We start from the raw sequence: 16,494 nt of genomic DNA on the forward strand, positions 1-16,494 counted from the left end.
AACTATTTAGGGGAGCCTTTTGCTAAGGCTCTCTCTGCTCTTTTTATGGCTAATCGTTCTCTGTATTTAGCATACGGGGCTTTTAAAGCCATTTTCAATACGCTGTCCAGTCCTCCTTTTATTGCCAGGTTAAAGACACTTTGTGCTTTCCTGGTGATTGATGCGTCCCATGCCCTTAAGCTTAAGGAGAAAGAACCGTCAAGGTATTTCATCCAGTGCCACATTCCTGTAGGCATGAAAAGGGTATCTCCATGTTCTAAGAATACTTCGTAACCTTCTACTCCTTTTAAAGCAGGGAACTTTTCAAAATCAGGATTTGCTACATCATAATCTTCTAAGGCATAGGTTGCATTAGGAATGCAGTAAAGCCTTTCTTTCCATTTGTTGTCGAATAGGATGATGTGTTTTCTTCCTCCAAAATGCGTGTGGAAGAGGTGAGGTAAATCTATATCGTAATGTAAGAAAGTAACAGAGTTCGATCCTCCGAAGAACATGGCTGGCATGCTTTCAATGAAGCCTCCCATCAGATCTTTAGGTAGGGTGATGTCTTTTATCAGATCAGGAACATGTTTGAACAGGTTAAAGAAAAATATTCGCAGTTCCGTAGGCTCTCTTTTGATCAGATCCAGGTAATCACCAAAACGCATGTTGGCAACTGAGGAGTTAATCGGCTTTGATGGGTCAGCTTTTGAGTTGTCCATCAGGCTCACATTCACATCGCCGGCAATTTCTTTTAAATATTCAGTGGTCCATTTTTCTCTGGCAGGCCAGGATTTGGTAAGCCCCTTAATGATTAAAGGACGTCTTGGATCTAAATAATTCTTTTTGAAATCTTCAGGACTAATGTTCTCAACGGTATCTACCGGCTTCAGTATAAAGCTCATAATTATCAAGGTTAAAGAACAAAAGTGTAAATTAAAATTTAAACTTGATCATCCACCAATGATTATTTTTTACCATTTCGGGAGCCTGATTGTGCCATTTATCTTGGTTCCTGATTCGCAAGGGCCTTATTTGCCCTTTTAATTGCCAGCCTTTCCTTCCATGCCATGTACTTTTCTTTGAAATTCGCTTTCATAAAATCGTCGAATTTGCGCTGCATAGTCAGGTTGTAAAGGCTTTTGGTTTTTACAAGCAAAGATTTATCCCATGCCCTTAAGCTGATAGAGAAGGAGCCATCCAGGTATTTCATCCAGTGCCAGTAGCCTGTTGGCGTGAAAAGAGTGTCTCCTTTCGCACAGGAAATTTGTCGGGATCCGGTTTTTCTACATCGTAATCCTCCAAGGGATAAGTAGCATAGGAAATTTTTATATGCGATTAGATATAGCAGGATGGATATAGTATAGGGTGCATATTGCAGGCTACGTAGAAAATTGGGGATATAAGAAGATAAAATGTTTGGAGTGGATTTGAGCCGACCTGAAAATAATTTATATGTTATTAATCTTTTTCACGTTTTAATGGTCATAAGGTTGTTTATCAAGCCTCATTCTTATGAAAACACCAGCAAAGATTATTTATTCATTTGTATTGGTTTTCCTCGTTACGGTTCTGTTTTCTTCTTTCAGGGGACAGGGACCGGAGTATTCAAAATCAATAGCTGCAACTAAGCCTTTTTTCCCTTATCAAAAGGCAGGCCTGACCGGGCGTCAGGCTGCGGCGCATCTGTTAAGCAGGTTTACCTATGGCAGTAAGGAAGGGGATGTAGATGCGCTGGTTAAAATGGGACTGGAAAAGTGGTTTCAGCAGCAATTGGATGGGAAGCTGGAAGACGATTCTTTAAACCTGATGTTGAGTAAGTTTGAAGACATTAACCTCAGTAATACGGAGGTGGAGAATAAATATCCGAGACAGCCCAAAGTGTTGAGAATGGCGATAAAGGAGGGATTCATCAATAAAGATTCTGTGAATAAAGGAGACCGGAAAGCCTATCGGGAGCAGATTCGTACCTATATGGAAAAGAAGGGATTTAAACAAGAACAGGAATTATTAAGACAGTTCATTAATCAGAAAATATTACGGGCAGCTTATACGCATAATCAGTTGAAGGAAATGCTCACTGATTTTTGGTTCAATCATTTCAATGTTTCTCTAACCAAAAACCAATGTGCGTCTTTCGTACCTGCCTTTGAACGGGATATCATCAGACCCAATGTAACAGGGAAATTTTCGGATCTGCTACTGGCAACAGCCAAATCTCCGGCAATGCTGATTTACCTGGATAATTTTACCAGTACCGGGCAACCGGTTGTGTTAGCTGGGGAAGATGAGCAAATGAGCAAGGTGGAGAAGCTTGTAAAGAAAAGAGTACCACAGAAAAAGAAACAAGGTGGGCTAAATGAAAATTATGCCAGAGAAGTGATGGAACTACATACTTTAGGGGTGGATGGGGGATATACACAATCAGATGTTACCCAGGCGGCAAGAATACTTACGGGATGGACTTTGGCCCCGATGGGTGAAGATGGATATGGGGCGTCAATGCAAAAAATCATTGATAATGTCGGAGAAGAAAACCTGAAGAAACGTGGCTTTGTGAAAGATGGAGATTTTCTTTTCGTTCCAAACAGACATGATAATGAAGAGAAGACGGTTCTGGGTAAGCATTTTGCTGCAGGTGGTGGATATGAAGAGGGCCTGAATTTATTGAATATGCTTGCTCAGCATCCATCGACAGCTAAATTTATTGCCAAAAAAATAGCAACCAGATTTGTTAATGATAACCCTCCCCAAAGCCTGATTGATAAAATGGCAAGGACTTTTACCAGGACAGATGGCGATATCAGGGAAGTTTTAATGACTATGGTCACTTCAGTCGAATTTTGGAGCCCTGCAGCGTTAAGAGAGAAAACAAAATCTCCGTTTGAGTTGGCGATCAGTGCGGTACGTGGGCTGGATGCGGATATTATACAGCCTTATCAGCTGTTTAACTGGATCAATAGGATGGGACAGAAAATGTATTATTATCAGGCCCCAACAGGCTTCCCGGACCGGGGACAATACTGGATAAACACCGGCTCACTTTTGAATAGGATGAATTTCGGACTGGCGCTTGCCGGGCAACGAATTCCAGGTGTTAAGATTAATTTGTCTGCATTGAATCATCATCATGAGCCTGAAAGTGCAGAGGCAGCTCTGGTTATTTACGGTAAGCTCATTATGCCGGAACGAAATCTTTCAGAGACGATAAAACGGTTGAAACCAATGTTAAATGACCCTTCATTATCCATAAAAGTGGCCGATGCCGCCGAGAAGACGACGCCTCAGCAGGAACCAAATATGATGGGAGAACAGACAGCTCCGGTAAAACCTGTAGCAAAGGCTCTGGTGAATAACAACACAATGCTGGCGCAGGTAGTCGGAGTCATTATCGGTTCTCCGGAATTTCAACGTAAATAGAATTTAAATCATGATTACAAGAAGAGGATTTATCAAAGCAGGTGGTTTGGCTCTGTTCGGCATAGGGATGGGCGGAATTCCTGCTTTTCTGGCCGAAGCCGTTGCAGGGACTAAACCTTTGGGGCTGTTTAACAGAAAGAAAATATTGGTCTGTATTTTCCAGCGGGGTGCTATGGATGGTTTAATGGCTGTGACACCTTTTACAGATGAGTATCTTAAAGCGGCCAGACCAAACCTTTTTATGACTGCCGCAAAGGGTGGGAAAAGTACTCCTTTGATAGATCTGGATGGACGTTTCGGTTTACATCCTTCTATGGCTGCTTTTGAACCGGTATTCCGGGAAAAAAGAATGGGAATTGTACATGGTATCGGATCACCGAATAATACCCGCTCTCATTTTGATGCTCAGGATTACATGGAATCAGGAACTCCCTTTAAAAAGGGAACAGATAGCGGCTGGCTGAATCGGGCAGTTGGGTTATTAGGGCATGATGGTTCTACGCCATTTCAGGGGGTCAGTTTAACTTCTTCATTACCGCGGTCATTCTACGGAGATCACCCTGCTGTTGCGATCAGTAACCTGCAGGATTTTAATATCCAGATGAGGGGAAATGTTAAAGGCGCCAATATGGCGGCTAAAAGCTTTGAAGATCTATATGATCAAACTTCTTCCGAGTTGTTGAAAGATACAGGAAAGGAAAGTTTTGAAGCCATTAAAATGCTTCAAAAAACAGATACCAGGAATTATAAACCATCAGATAATGCCATATATCCAAATACAGCTCTGGGAAAGTCATTGAAACAGATTGCTCAGCTGATCAAGATGAATGTTGGGATGGAAATTGCCTTTGCTGAGTCAGGAGGTTGGGATACGCATTTTAACCAGGGCACTGATACCGGGATTTTTGCAAGAAATGTGAATGATCTGAGTAATAGTATTATGGCTTTCTGGACAGATATGGGAACATTACAGGATGACGTGACCATAATGACTATGACTGAGTTTGGTCGTACTGTTAAGCAGAATGGGACCGGAGGCACAGATCATGGTCGTGCGTCCTGTAATTTCATCCTGGGTAATGGGGTAATGGGTGGATTGGTGCATGGTAATGTCCAGCCAATGGCGGTTGAGAACCTGGAGGATGGTAGAGATTTGGCGGTGACCACAGATTTCAGAAGTGTGTTTAGTGAGGTGGCAGACAGGCATTTAAGCCTTCATGATGATAATGTTCTTTTTCCGGGATGGGATGGACATAAAATCGGAGTAATGAGATAAGAGTTTAACATTTTATCATTAATTTGCCATTATTATCCGCAATTCAGGGTCAATTATCCCTAAAGCCCTGACATGACCTTATTTTTTTATGAGAAAAGAATTTTTGTATTTGTTTTTAATGTTGGCAATCACAGCCTGCAATCAGAAGAGCGACAAGAAAAAAACGGCAGGTATTGCTGCTGATAGCGTCGCAGGTGTAAATCCTTTAAATCCTACTGATTCTGCATGTTGTAATTCCAATCTGCCAAAACGATACGGAGCGGTTACCGGAATAGAAACCCTTTCAGGAGAAGAGAAAGGGGGGCTGGCTTTACATCAGGGGATGAAATTTATTCCTGCAGGTTCTTTCAGAATGGGCGCTGCCGATGAGGAGGGAAGAAGAGATGAATACCCTGCTCACCAGGTAAAGATGGATGGATTCTGGATTGATGAAACTGAAGTTACGAATGCACAGTTTGCCGCTTTTGTAAAAGCCACGGGTTATTTGACTCAGGCAGAGCAAAAGCCGGATTGGGAAGAAATCAAAAAACAATTACCGCCCGGAACGCCTAAACCTGCTGAAGAACAATTGCAGCCTGCATCGCTCACTTTTAGTCCGCCAAAAGGAAGGGTAGACATTAATGATGTTTCTCAATGGTGGAGCTGGACGCCCGGAGCGAGCTGGAAACATCCGCAAGGTCCTAAGAGCAATATAAAAGGAAAAGAACATCTTCCAGTGACCCAGGTGTCCTGGATCGATGCTGCGGCCTACGCAAAGTGGGCGGGAAAGCGACTACCTACAGAAGCGGAATGGGAGTATGCCGCAAGAGGTGGTCTCAGAGAAAAGAAGTATCCATGGGGAGATGAAGATCTTGCTTCAGGTAAGGTTAAAGCCAATACCTGGCAGGGCGAGTTTCCTTATTCAGATAAAAAGACCGATGGCTTTTCAAATGTAGCCCCTGTTAAATCATTTCCGGCAAATGGATATGGCTTATACGATATGGCAGGAAATGTATGGGAGTGGACCGCCGATTGGTACCGGGAAGATTATTACCAAAGTCTGAAAGGAGCCATTGTAAATCCTAAAGGACCAAAAGACAGCTACGATGCAGCTGAGCCGGGAATTCCTAAGAAAATCATCAGAGGAGGTTCTTTTATGTGTCATTCCTCTTATTGCAAAGGGTATCGGGTAACTTCTAAAATGAAGTCTTCAATGGATACAGGACTGGAGAATACCGGCTTCCGGTGTGTTTCCAAATGATATTCTTTATCCAGTCCTGATGTACTGCCTAAGGCAGTTTATTGAAATCAATTACGGGATGTGTTTTTCCTGTTGATTTTCTGTGAAATGGAGTTTTAATGGGTGTAAAATCATTGAAGAAACCACAGTTTTTCAGGTAGAAAGAGGTATTGTCCGAACCTCCGGTATAATCTTTTCTGTAATTGATTCTGGCGGTTGCATCGGCTGTAAATGTAGCCGAAGTGATCTCGTGCCATCTTCCTTCCGCATCAACAGCCCATTGGTTTTTATAGTCGCCTCTGCGGGACTGATCGCCTGTTGGCGGCGAAAAATTTTCAAGGAAAGAATAAATGCCTTTTAAGTAAACGGCAGACTGAGGGCGTTCAAAACTGGCTACCAATTGCCAGTCGCCTTGCTCAAGGTCCTTAAAATAGGCTGTATAAATGGTGGTTTTTTTTGTCGGATTAGGTTTGGCATGGGTTAGGAAGGCATAGGTCTTACCGGCTTTCCAGGGATAGATCATAAAGCTTTGACCTCCGGAACCTTCATTCCCAAATTCACCGGTTCTGGTTTTGCTGCCTTTTTTCAGCAAAATAACTTTCATACTATCTGGAATCGACTTAGGGTCGTCTGTTGAAAAAGGGCTCCAGATGGAAAAAAGTACTCTGCGTTCTGTAGGTGAATTGGCTTGCATACCAAAATATCCGCCACTAAATCCATTAGCCATATAATAGGTTCCCAGCTTATCCTCTCCTTCAGGAACCATGATTTCGTTATAAAACCATTCTACTTTATTTTCTGCAGCTGCCGGAATGGTATAGTTTAAATGTACCGATGGGCCTCTTCTTCCCCAGTGAAAGTAATTTCCTTCATTGTTTTTCACATATACCGCTCCGTTATCCAGTGCCGTACCGCTGACCAGAAGATCGGATACTTCAGCGAATACCTGTCCCGTTTTACTTAAGCCTCTCAGCTCTGCTTTTACATATCCCGGTTCTTTTATTTCTACTTTGCCAAGTTGAATGACAGCAGAGCCAAGGTTATTTATTTCTTTCGTCAGGGTTTTGCCAGCTACTGTCAGACTAATTCTGCTGTTTCCTTCAGGAACACTCAACCGAAGCGATAACGTGGCATCTCCTGCTTTTTCTGTACGAAAGTAAATGGCAATGACATCGGAGGTATTACTCCAGTTGATCAGGCCTTCATTGTTGATTCTTGCTTTGCCATTTTTTTCTACATAACCATTGCCTCCAAGAGGGATAGTGATGGTTGCAGGCTCGGTTTCAGCACTGCTTCCGGCAAAGGATGCCGGAAGGAGCAGTAGCTGAAAAGCAAGAAGTAAAAAGATTAATTTTTTAATTTTCATTTGTGTGTTTGTGGTTTGTGTATTGATTGTTTGATGAAATTAGGAAAAGGAAGTCTAAAATGCGGATCAAAATTCAGTCAAACGTTTGCGCTAGGGATTTGGCTAAAATATAATTACGTTAGATATGGCAACACAATCTAAACACACAAATGAAAAAACTTTTTACATCATTATCATTATTACTGACCTCAGTAGCGGCTATGAGCCAGCAGCTGCCTGCTGAGCTACAGACTCCTGAAGTGGTTTCTGTAAACCGGATGCCGATGAGGGCTTCGGCATTTGCTTTTGAAAGCAAGGCGCTTGCCGGCAAACGGGAAAAGGAGAAATCCGGATACTTCCTCACTCTAAATGGACAATGGAAATTTAATTGGGTTCAGGATCCCCGTAAACGCCCGGAGGAATTCTATAAAACAACTTTTGACGATACCAAATGGGATAATTTTAAAGTCCCGGCCAACTGGGAAACCAATGGTTATGGTTTACCGATTTACGTCAATCAACCTTATGAATTTGCAGGACGTAAAAACACAGGAGGAAGGATGAATCCTCCTTTTGATATTCCTGAGGATAATAACCCGGTGGGTTCTTACCGGAAGAAATTTAATCTTCCTCAGAACTGGGACGGACGTCAGGTATTTATTCATCTTGGAGCCGTTAAATCTGCTTTTTTTATATGGGTTAATGGCAAGAAAGTGGGCTATAGTGAAGACAGTAAACTGGCCGCAGAATTTGACATCACCAAATATGTAAAAGCAGGTGAAAACCTCGTTGCGCTTCAGGTTTATCGTTGGAGCGATGGAAGCTATCTTGAATGTCAGGACATGTGGAGGATCTCGGGAATTGAGCGGGATGTTTACCTTTACTCCACTCCAAAGTTGGATGTAAGAGATTTTAAGGCGATTGCTACACTCGATAAATCTTATAGGAACGGATTACTGTCTTTAGAGGCAGAGATCAATAATTACAGAATGGATAAAAGAACCAATCACAGTAAACCAGATACTTTTGCGCTGGAGCTGGAATTGATCGATCCTAAAGGAAAGTCCGTTTATAAGGAGGAAACAAAAGGAACGAAAACAGTGCTTGGCAATTACAAGAGTCAGGTGAAGTTTAATACTGAAGTTGAAAATGTTGCCGCATGGACTGCAGAAACTCCCAATCTGTATACCTTGTTGATCACACTGAAAAATAAAAAAGGAGAAGTGCTGGAGGTGATTCCTCAAAGAATTGGCTTCCGTACCGTTGAATTGGTTAACAACAATTTTCTTGTCAACGGAAAGAGGGTATTTTTTAAAGGGGTAAACCGTCATGAGCATAATGCAACACAAGGACACACGCTAACAAGGGCAGATATGCGTAAGGACATGGAAATGATGAAAAAGCTGAATGTCAATTCAGTAAGACATTCTCATTATCCTCCTGATCCGTATTGGATGGAACTTTGTGATGAATACGGTTTGTATGTAATTGATGAAGCGAACATTGAATCTCATGGTCGTTATTATGATCTTGCTTACACTTTTGGTAACGACTACCAATGGAGAATTCCTCACCTGGAGCGGATTCAAAGAATGTACGAGCGTGATAAGAATTATCCTTCGGTAGTGACCTGGTCATTAGGAAATGAGGCCGGTAACGGAAGGAATTTTTATGAAGCTTACGACTGGCTAAAGTCAAAAGACATCCGCCCGGTACAATACGAACGTGCAGAAGAAGATTATAATACAGATATGATTGTTCCTCAGTACCCTGATCCAAACTGGTTGAAAGAGTATGCAAACAGCAAGCCTGATCGTCCGTTGATCATGAGTGAATTTGCACACATTATGGGAAACAGTTTAGGTAATTTTAAAGAATACTGGGATGTGATTGAGAGCCAGCCTAATCTGCAGGGTGGTTATATCTGGGAATGGATTGATCAGGCAATTGATACGGTAAAGAATGGCAAGCGCATCAACGCTTATGGTGGAGATTTTCCTTTGAGCGGTCCGGTAAATGAAGATTTTAGCGACAATAACTTTAGTGTTAAAGGAGTGGTGACGAATTATCGTGGAATGACCCCAATGGCAGTGGAGGTGAAAAAGATCTACCAGTATATCAAAACGAAATACGAGGGGAACAATACGATCAAAGTGAACAACTCTTATTTCTTTAAAAACCTGGACAATGTGAAACTGAATTGGGTGCTTTTAGAAAATGGGAAGGTTGTAGAGAAAGGAACCCAGAATCTTCCGGCAATTGAACCTAGAACAGAAAAAGAATTGAGCCTTTCTATCAGGACAAAAGCTAAAAGCGGAGCAGAATATTTTCTGAATGTATATTATGACCTGAAAGTAGCGGAACCCTTTCTTCCTGCGGGATACACCATTTCTACTGAGCAATTTGTATGGAATGGCGCTCCAAAGCCATTTACATTTGCTGCGGGAAAAGGAAAATTAAACCTGGAAAAACCGGCAGAAAAGGCCATTGTTCAAGGTCCGGACTTTTCTATAACCTTTGATTTAGAAAAAGGACTAATGACTGGTTATACCTTAAAAGGAAATCAGCTGTTAGCTGAAGGACCGCAGCCTGGGTTCTGGCGTGCGCCTACAGATAATGATATTGGTGCAGGATTTAACAGTAGCTTGAGGAAATGGAGAAATGCCTATTCAGAAGGAAAACTGATTGCTGCTGATGTACAAGCTACGGCTTCAGGTGAGGTAATTGCTACTTTTAAAAAGGAGTTAATTGCGGGAGAAGCGACGATAGAGCAAACCTTTACCATCAGACCTGACGGTATTGTAAAAGTCGATAACCGTTTTACAGCCAATAAAGGGAAATACCCGTTGATACAACGTATCGGAAATGATTTACAGCTAAATGCTTCATTGAGTAAAATCAATTTCTATGGCCGTGGCCCCGGCGAAAATTACTGGGACCGTAAAACGGCATCTTTTGTTGGATTATATAATCAAACCGTAGACGAGCAGTATTTCCCATATGCACGTCCTCAGGAGAGCGGAAACAAAACGGATGTTCGCTGGGTGAATTTCACCGACAAGAAAGGTAAAGGATTAAGCTTTGAAATGGCAGATAGTTTATTGAATTTCTCAGCGCTTCCGTATAGCGTAGATGATTTAGACCCTGAAGTGGAGAAAAAACAATACCATTCTGGTGAGCTGGTAAAAAGAAATCAGATCTATATGCACCTGGATCTTATTCAGAGTGGAGTGCAGGGTATGGATAGCTGGGGGGCTATGCCATTAAAGCAATATAGAGTACCTTTTGCTACACATCAGTATTCTTACTGGATAAAACCAATTAAGTAAGACCCTGTCTATAATAAAAAAGCGGGCTTTGGATTATTATTCCGGAGCCCGTTTTTTTATAGCTGTTTTTAATTTTTAACCACTTGTTTTATAGCAGGTTAAAATCACTGCGCAAACGTTTGCGCCCTAGATGAAAGTCCCAACAATAGCCATTACCAATGCGATAATCAGCGCGGGAGTGAAGCCTTTTACTTCAAAATCATCAAAAAACTTATCGGCTAATTTGATCATAAGTGCAGTAACGATCAAATGAACGATAAAAGAGATAAGTCCTAGTGTTACTACATTCATTGGAAATCTGATTAGCATTCCCAGAGTGGCATTTAGCAAACCGATTACCAGCGCAACCAGAATCGCTGTCCCGTAACTTTTAATTTTAACACTTGGTAATACATAGGCCATTCCAAGAAGGATTCCTGCGTTGATGAGTAAGGTAATGATAAAGTTCATATTGTTTTTTATTTAAACTTCCTACAATTCAAAAATCAATCCAGAATTTGATTTGTGGGATAATGGAATGAAATATAAAAAATTAACTTTCAATTGTAGTAAATCTTGTTTATCTTACGTTTAGTATGTTATACTAAATTAATAATCATCCCTATGAAAAACGCCTGTTTATTATCATTTTTTGTTCTGATCTTTTTTTCTTCCTGTCAACAGAAAGTAATGACTACAAAAGAACCTAACGCTGCCGAGTCCTTTATGCCTATGCAGATTGGAAACTCCTGGAAAATGGGAGATCATACTTATACCGAAATTCAGGATACCCTGAGGATCGATAATAAGTTGTATTATAAATTCTATTCCTTAGTTGGAGGAGATGCAACAGATATCAAGTATCTGAGAGTAGATGAAAACAACGAGTTGCAGCAAGCTTATCCGGATCAGGTTAAGCGGATTTATACCCATGCTAAATTCAACGCGAACCTCAATGATGAATTTTATACCCTTGGGGATAAATCAGAGAATGATTATAAGGTAAAAGTGGTCGAAAAAACCGATAAGAAAATGACTTTTGAATTCGATATGGTTTATCATCCTAACCTAAAAGGCAATACGCATAAAATCAGCTACATCAAAGGAGTTGGTCTGGATGAAGACTGGAAAAGTATAAAGATCGATGGCAAGACGGTTAAGTAACTTTTGCTGTTCTTAAATATTTAGAGAAGCGTAAAGGGAAAAACCGCTTTAACCAAACCCCTTTCACTTCTTTTCCGCCGATATATACCTCTTCTTTACGAAGCCTGATGGCATTGACAATCAGACTGGCACATTGGTCTGCTGACATTCCATTTTCCTGCGCGCTATCCATCGTTCCCTGCGGAGTACCGGTAGAGGTCAATGCATTGAGTGTAACCTTAGTTTTGATAAAACCGGGGCAAACTATGGTGATGTGGATGCCCTGATCAAAGAGTTCAGAACGTAAGGAGTCAAAGTAACCATGTAAAGCATGTTTAGAAGCTGCATAAGCAGAGCGTAGCTTTGTTCCGAACTTCCCTACCAAACTGCTGACGCAGACGATTTGCCCACCGCCATTTGCGATCATTGTCGGCAATACTGCTTTACTCAATACTACCGTGCCCCAGAAATTTACATTCATCAGGCGTTGCTCTATCGCCAGGTCTGTTTCTAAAGCGAGACCACGCTGACTGATTCCTCCGCTATTGATCAGGAGATCAATTTTACCAAAGATCCGGATGGCCTCTTCCGCTTTATCTGCCAATCCGGTTGTATTTTCCAGATCTAAAGACAATACATGAACGTGAATTTTATTTTTACATCCGCCCTTTACCCTGAACAATTCATCCCGATTCCGGGAAGAGATGATTAATTTCGCACCCAGTTCACTATAAGCATATACCAAGGCTTCTCCGATACCGGATGAGGCTCCGGTAATCCAAATAACTTTATCTTTCATTGTATGGTCATTAATGGTGGTCTTCCGGTATCAGAAACAATTCAGAAGCAATATGGTCTGCAAAAAGTTTCCCATCCAGGGTCAAAGTTAGGTGTTCCTTATCATTCATCAGCCATTTCCTTTCGATAAAAGGTTTGATGTTTTTAAGGATGTCTGTCAGAAATATTTTGCCAAAGTCAACCTCAATTTTATTCAGGCTTGTTCCCCACATGGTTCTCAAAGAAGTCATGATGTATTCATTGAAACGATCGTAGTGGTCAAGTGTTTCTATGGTTTCCGGCAAGCGACCTTCTCTGATATCGCTGAGGTAGGCTGCATTATTTGCAATGTTCAGGTATCGTGTTTGTCCGTCGAAACCATGTGCCGAAGGACCGATCCCGATGTATGGAATGCCACGCCAGTAATTGGTATTATGGACGGCATATTTTCCCGGTTTGCTATAGTTGGAAATCTCGTAATGTTCATATCCCGATTTTCCAAGTTGTTCGATGAGTGAGATGAACTGGTCTGCACTTTGCTCGTCGTTAACGGGCACCTGTTTACCTCTTTTTATCGCACTCGCAAGCGCTGTCCGAGGCTCTACGGTCAGGGAATAAGCTGAAATATGTGGGGTTTGAAACTCAATTGCTTTATTGATATTGCTCAGCCATTTCTGATCAGTCAGCATAGGATATCCGTAGATGAGGTCGATGCTTAGGTTCTCAAATCCGGCATCCTGACTTCTTTTGATACAGTTTTCGGCTTCGCCGGAATGGTGTGCCCGGTTCATCCAGATCAGGTCTTCGTCAAAAAAAGACTGGATTCCGATACTGAAGCGGTTGACAGGCAATTGCTTTAATTCTTTAATCTTCTTAGCGTCCAGGTCGTCCGGGTTGGCTTCAATGGTGATTTCCGCATCAGAGGAAATAGAGAAATGCCTGGTCAGCGTATTGAAAATCTTTTCAAAACCCGTGGAAGGCAGAATAGAAGGAGTGCCTCCACCAAAGTAGATGCTACCCACCTGTTGATCTGAAATTCTATCTTTTTTCCGGATAATTTCTGTGCAAATGGCATCAGTCATCTCCTCCATATACTTTAAAGAGGTACTGAAATGGAAATCGCAATAGGTGCAGGCTTTTTTGCAGAATGGGATGTGGATATAGATACCGGACATCCGGCAAAGATAAGTGCAATTCTACAGTTTTGAATATTTATCCGATTTTAGGGTCTTTATGTTGATTATCGGGAGTATACTTTGCCATCCAGATGGTTGCATTGCCACAGTTGGGATCATTAACCTGGTGATTTAATAAGGTAAAGTTATGGTTTGTTAAAAGTTGGGTATATTCTTTTGTACTCAATGAAGCGTGGAATAGTTTTTCTCCGCCGATCAGTCCCCAGGCTTCACCATGCTCTGTCCCAGAAGTGAATAGCAAAATTCCATTGGGCTGGAGGTGATTGCTGAAAACTTTAAACATTGCCGGTTGATCTTCACCAGGTAAATGAAAGAAGCTATGCCAGGCAATAATTGCATCAAACTTATTGCCTAATGAAAGCTGGCGCATGTCGGCCTGGATAAAGACTGTGGATGGGAAATTTTTCCTGGCCAGGTTCAGTATTTTTTGACTGGCATCCACCCCCGTAACATTTAGGTTTTGTCTGGTCAGGTAATCTAAGATTGGTTGCCCTGTTCCGCAGCCAAGATCTAAAATCCGGGCATTCCTGTTTAGAAGAGCGATTACCTGATCAAGATAAGGCTTCTCTATCAAGCCCCTATCCCGGTTTTCAGCAAACCAATCAGAGACCTCGTTGTAGACCTCAAAGGCATTTTTGCGATTATCCTTTTTCATTTTCTTCTCTTGACTGATTCCTTTTCAGCAAATCGAACAGTGTCTCAATTCCAGTTGTTTAGACCTTCCGAATTTGTACTTATAAAGGTAGGTTATTCCAGCAATAAGGATTTGGTTTTTATGTATTTAATGCTACTTTTGAAGTTCACAAAATTTTATTCGGTTAGGCAGGTAAATCAATTATTAATCAGATAATTGAGCTGTTTTGTGCAAATAACAAAATCTGTTTTTAAAGTTCAATTTGTAGCGGGGGCGAAAATGTTGACTTACAGCTTACTATCAGATTTAGAATTAACAGCGCTTCTGAAAGAGGGGGATGCTGCCGCTTACACAGTGGTTTATAACCGATATTTTAATGAATTATACATCCATGCATATGCTAGGTTAAGGGATAAAGAGGAAGCCCAGGATGTGGTGCATGAATTGTTTGCCACACTTTGGAATAAGCGCGCTGAGCTAATGTTTAAGTCCAGTTTACCAGCCTACCTCTACACAGCAGTCCGCAATAGAATACTGGATGTTATTGCTCATCAGCAGGTGGAATCCCGGTACGTTACTTCCTTACAACATTTTATCGAGGAAGGCTATTGTATCACTGATCATCAGGTACGTGAGCGACAGCTTGCAGCACTTATTGAAAAAGGAATTTCAGAATTACCTCCTAAAATGAGAGCAATCTTTGAACTCAGCCGGAAACATGCCATGAGCCATAAAGAGATTGCAGAACAATTAAACTTATCAGAGCAGACAGTGAGAACACAAGTTAAAAATGCATTGAGAATATTGCGTTTAAAGCTTGGATTGATGCTTTTTCTAAGTCTGTGAGTTTATTGTTAAAAATATATTAATTTTTTCTACCCCATTCCCCTATAGCTCCCCGTCTATAATTAAAAGGGGGAATATTCTCTTTTCAATATATGCGAAATAAGGAAGCAAAGGAATTACTGATTAAATACAAAGAGAGGACCTGTTCGGAAGAAGAGCGGGTGCTGTTGGAAAGCTGGTACCTGAATTACGAGGATGAGCTTTCAGATTTAAGCCCCGAAGTATTAGCGGAGGCAAAGGCTAAAGTATGGGCAGCCTTGCCTGTTCATCAGGCCCGCCGGCCAGCCATACGTTTATGGACCCGGGTTGCCGCGGCGGCTTCCGTTGTTGTTTGTCTGGCGATAGGCTGGTGGTTCTTCCAAAACCATAAAGAAGTAAGGCCGATGGCCAGTAAAGAAGTGGCAGCCAGAATATTGGCGGGAGGAAATAAAGCGGTTCTGACTCTTGCCGATGGATCGGAAATTTCTCTGAATGATGTCGCAAATGGGGAGCTGGCCAGCCAGCAGGGAATTGTGATTACTAAAAATAAAGATGGCCAGTTGGAGTATCGTGTTGATACAGGCAATGGAGTTGCAATGAAAGGGGAACATTTCAATACCATCAGCACACCTGCAGGAGGTCAATATCAGGTGATCCTGCCGGATGGGACTAAGGTATGGCTGAATGCAGCATCCTCTTTAAAATATCCAACTGTTTTTGGCAGCCAGGAGCGAAAAATAACCCTTAAAGGAGAAGGGTATTTTGAGGTGGCACATGATCAGACCAGGCCATTTAAAGTTCAGTCAAACAACCAGACAGTGGAGGTCTTAGGAACCCACTTTAACATTAGTGCTTATGAAAACGATGGTGTGATCAAAACAACACTCCTTAGCGGAAAAGTACAGGTAATGACGCCACATACTAAAGCAGCGACTGTACTTAAACCAGGAGAACAGTCAGTATTAGAAGATAATTCCTTAAAGGTATCTGAAGTTATGACCGAAGATGAGATTGCCTGGAAGAACAATTCCTTTGTTTTTAACAACGAAAAGCTGGGCAGTATCATGAGAAAAATAGCCAGGTGGTATGATGTGGAAGTTATATGTCCACCCGATCTGGCCGAATCGGTCTTTGTAGGTTCGGGGTCAAGAAGTAAAAGCCTTGGCTGGACGCTTGAAAAGCTGGAATCAACAGGGACAGTTCATTTTAAGGTTGAAGGAAGGAGGGTCACTGTGATGCCATAAACTTCTACCTCTCCCATCTTTTTCCGTAACAATATTAGAGCCAGGAGCGGTTGCAACGCCCCTGGTCTGTGAACTCTTTTGGAGTAATTGTTCGGGTAAAGATGTTAAATAAATCGACTTATAAACAT

The 16,494-nt window shown here is 41.7% G+C and carries 14 protein-coding genes; 7 read left to right on the top strand and 7 right to left on the bottom strand.

What is annotated here, in order from left to right; all coding sequences use genetic code 11:
* Nucleotides 1-2: 2 nt before the first annotated feature.
* Together BFS30_RS11620 and BFS30_RS28175 are read right to left on the bottom strand one after the other, a co-directional pair.
* A complete protein-coding gene (locus BFS30_RS11620) occupies nt 3-884 on the bottom strand; it encodes a cupin-like domain-containing protein (protein ID WP_069379452.1) in 882 nt (293 codons plus the stop codon).
* Nucleotides 885-982: 98 nt separating this feature from the next.
* A complete protein-coding gene (locus BFS30_RS28175) occupies nt 983-1,192 on the bottom strand; it encodes a hypothetical protein (RefSeq protein ID WP_069379453.1) in 210 nt (69 codons plus the stop codon).
* A 302-nt stretch (nt 1,193-1,494) separates the two neighbouring features.
* Between BFS30_RS28175 and BFS30_RS11630 the strand changes: the two genes are divergently transcribed.
* The 3 genes from BFS30_RS11630 (at nt 1,495) to BFS30_RS11640 (ending at nt 5,915) form a co-directional block, all read left to right on the top strand.
* Nucleotides 1,495-3,399, top strand: coding sequence for a DUF1800 domain-containing protein (locus tag BFS30_RS11630; RefSeq protein WP_069379454.1), 1,905 nt, complete (start codon nt 1,495-1,497; stop codon nt 3,397-3,399).
* A 10-nt stretch (nt 3,400-3,409) separates the two neighbouring features.
* Nucleotides 3,410-4,675, top strand: coding sequence for a DUF1501 domain-containing protein (locus BFS30_RS11635; RefSeq protein ID WP_069379455.1), 1,266 nt, complete (start codon nt 3,410-3,412; stop codon nt 4,673-4,675).
* Nucleotides 4,676-4,763: 88 nt separating this feature from the next.
* Nucleotides 4,764-5,915 (top strand): formylglycine-generating enzyme family protein, encoded by a 1,152-nt coding sequence (locus BFS30_RS11640; protein ID WP_069379456.1) that lies wholly within the window; start codon nt 4,764-4,766, stop codon nt 5,913-5,915.
* A gap of 28 nt (nt 5,916-5,943) precedes the next feature.
* Here BFS30_RS11640 and BFS30_RS11645 read toward each other — a convergent pair whose 3' ends face one another.
* Entirely contained in the window at nt 5,944-7,260 is a 1,317-nt protein-coding gene (locus BFS30_RS11645; RefSeq protein ID WP_069379457.1) for a DUF3472 domain-containing protein, read from the bottom strand.
* 149 nt (nt 7,261-7,409) lie between these two features.
* On the opposite strand from BFS30_RS11645, the gene BFS30_RS11650 reads away from it, so the two are divergent.
* Entirely contained in the window at nt 7,410-10,568 is a 3,159-nt protein-coding gene (locus tag BFS30_RS11650; protein WP_069379458.1) for a glycoside hydrolase family 2 TIM barrel-domain containing protein, read from the top strand.
* A 126-nt stretch (nt 10,569-10,694) separates the two neighbouring features.
* Here the strand turns inward: BFS30_RS11650 and BFS30_RS11655 are convergent, their stop codons facing one another.
* The gene (locus BFS30_RS11655) at nt 10,695-11,018 is read right to left on the bottom strand and encodes a phage holin family protein (RefSeq protein ID WP_069379459.1); all 324 of its coding nucleotides are present in this window, start codon (nt 11,016-11,018) and stop codon (nt 10,695-10,697) included.
* 219 nt (nt 11,019-11,237) lie between these two features.
* On the opposite strand from BFS30_RS11655, the gene BFS30_RS11660 reads away from it, so the two are divergent.
* Nucleotides 11,238-11,711 carry a hypothetical protein gene (locus BFS30_RS11660; protein WP_157262908.1) on the top strand — a complete coding sequence of 158 codons (474 nt, stop codon included), beginning with the start codon at nt 11,238-11,240 and terminating at the stop codon, nt 11,709-11,711.
* Here the strand turns inward: BFS30_RS11660 and BFS30_RS11665 are convergent.
* The 3 genes from BFS30_RS11665 to BFS30_RS11675 are packed head-to-tail and all read right to left on the bottom strand — an operon-like array spanning nt 11,704 to nt 14,318.
* Complete coding sequence (locus BFS30_RS11665) at nt 11,704-12,489, bottom strand: SDR family oxidoreductase (protein WP_069379461.1); 786 nt, start codon at nt 12,487-12,489, stop codon at nt 11,704-11,706. The genes BFS30_RS11660 and BFS30_RS11665 overlap by 8 nt on opposite strands.
* Nucleotides 12,490-12,499: 10 nt before the next feature.
* Nucleotides 12,500-13,621 carry a radical SAM family heme chaperone HemW gene (hemW, locus tag BFS30_RS11670; protein ID WP_237028761.1) on the bottom strand — a complete coding sequence of 374 codons (1,122 nt, stop codon included), beginning with the start codon at nt 13,619-13,621 and terminating at the stop codon, nt 12,500-12,502.
* Between the two features lie 58 nt (nt 13,622-13,679).
* On the bottom strand, nt 13,680-14,318 hold the full coding sequence (locus tag BFS30_RS11675) for a class I SAM-dependent methyltransferase (RefSeq protein WP_069379462.1): 639 nt from the start codon (nt 14,316-14,318) through the stop codon (nt 13,680-13,682).
* 207 nt (nt 14,319-14,525) lie between these two features.
* Between BFS30_RS11675 and BFS30_RS11680 the strand changes: the two genes are divergently transcribed.
* Nucleotides 14,526-15,143 carry an RNA polymerase sigma-70 factor gene (locus tag BFS30_RS11680; protein WP_335645374.1) on the top strand — a complete coding sequence of 206 codons (618 nt, stop codon included), beginning with the start codon at nt 14,526-14,528 and terminating at the stop codon, nt 15,141-15,143.
* A gap of 92 nt (nt 15,144-15,235) precedes the next feature.
* A complete protein-coding gene (locus BFS30_RS11685) occupies nt 15,236-16,366 on the top strand; it encodes a FecR family protein (protein WP_069379464.1) in 1,131 nt (376 codons plus the stop codon).
* The last annotated feature ends 128 nt before the right edge of the window (nt 16,367-16,494 follow it).

The organism is Pedobacter steynii, assembly GCF_001721645.1.
Lineage (GTDB): Bacteria > Bacteroidota > Bacteroidia > Sphingobacteriales > Sphingobacteriaceae > Pedobacter > Pedobacter steynii_A.